This window comes from Oceanicella sp. SM1341 (assembly GCF_003448965.1).
In the GTDB taxonomy this organism is placed as follows: domain Bacteria; phylum Pseudomonadota; class Alphaproteobacteria; order Rhodobacterales; family Rhodobacteraceae; genus Paroceanicella.
Window position 1 is genome coordinate 1 of sequence record NZ_QRGC01000090.1, and the last position, 1,031, is coordinate 1,031.

The window sequence follows — 1,031 nt, forward strand, 5'->3', positions numbered from 1 at the left end:
GAGATCGTCGAGGAGGCGTTCGACGCCACCCGCACCGGCATCGGCCTGCCGGGCCCGCTCTCGGCCACCACCGGGCCGGAGGTGGCGCTTGCCACCGGCGACAGCGTGCTGCCGCGCATCCGCTTTGCCTTCGCGCCCTCCGTCTCGGGCTCGGTCACCGGCTATGCCTGGCAGTACCGCAGGCAGGGCCGGACCTGGCAGAGCGGCGGGCGCATCGATGCCGAGGTCGACGACGGCGCCGGCAATCTCTTCGGCCATGTCGCCCCCGTGGCCGCCGGGGCGCTCTACGACATCCGGGTGAAGGCGGACTCGACGCGCGGCTACTCCGGTTGGCGCACGCTCACCGGCGTGCTCGCCCTGGGGCCGGAATACACGCTCGATGCGCCGACCGAGGGCACCGCCACCGGGGGCACGGGCGCGATCACCGTCACCTTCCGACTGCCCAATGACCGCGACGTGCGCGGGGCGGAGATCTTCGGCGCCGACGAGGGCGACAGCTCTGCTGCCGTGAAGCTCGGCGAGACGCTCTACGCGGGCGCCAACACCACCGTCTCCCTCACCGAGGAGGGGCTCGGGGCCGCCACCACCCGGCACTACTTCGCCCGCACCATCGGGCCCTTCGGCAGCGTCTCGCCCTTCTCCGCCGGCGCCGCCGCCACCACCGATCCCTGATCCGACCAGGAGCGCATCCCATGCCAGCCCCCACCGTCACGATCCCCACCACGGGGACCGACCCGAAGCGCACGACCCGCGAACAGATCGAGGCCGCGATCAACGCGGCCCTCGCCAGTCTCGACAGCGACCTGGGCACCCGCGCCACCGCCGCCGCCCTCGCCGCCGAGGCCGCCGCGCGCGAGAGCGTCGACGCCGACCAGGCCGCGGCGATCGGGGCCACCGGCGACCGGCTCGCCCGCGCCGAGACGCTGCTGCCGATCACGGTGCGCGTCACCGGGGTCTCGGGCGCGGAGGTGGCCTGCGAGGTGCTCGGCGCCTACCAGCCCGCTTCCCTGCCGGAGATCTCCAAGGTCACG

General features: G+C 74.3%; 2 protein-coding genes. Both read left to right on the forward strand.

The window, feature by feature from the left end:
* The coding region (locus D3P35_RS25850; RefSeq protein WP_157982355.1) for a hypothetical protein at positions 1-672 on the forward strand (672 nt) is incomplete at its 5' end.
* A gap of 20 nt (positions 673-692) precedes the next feature.
* Positions 693-1,031 (forward strand): hypothetical protein (locus D3P35_RS25855; RefSeq protein WP_157982356.1); only part of this gene is annotated, 339 nt, incomplete at its 3' end.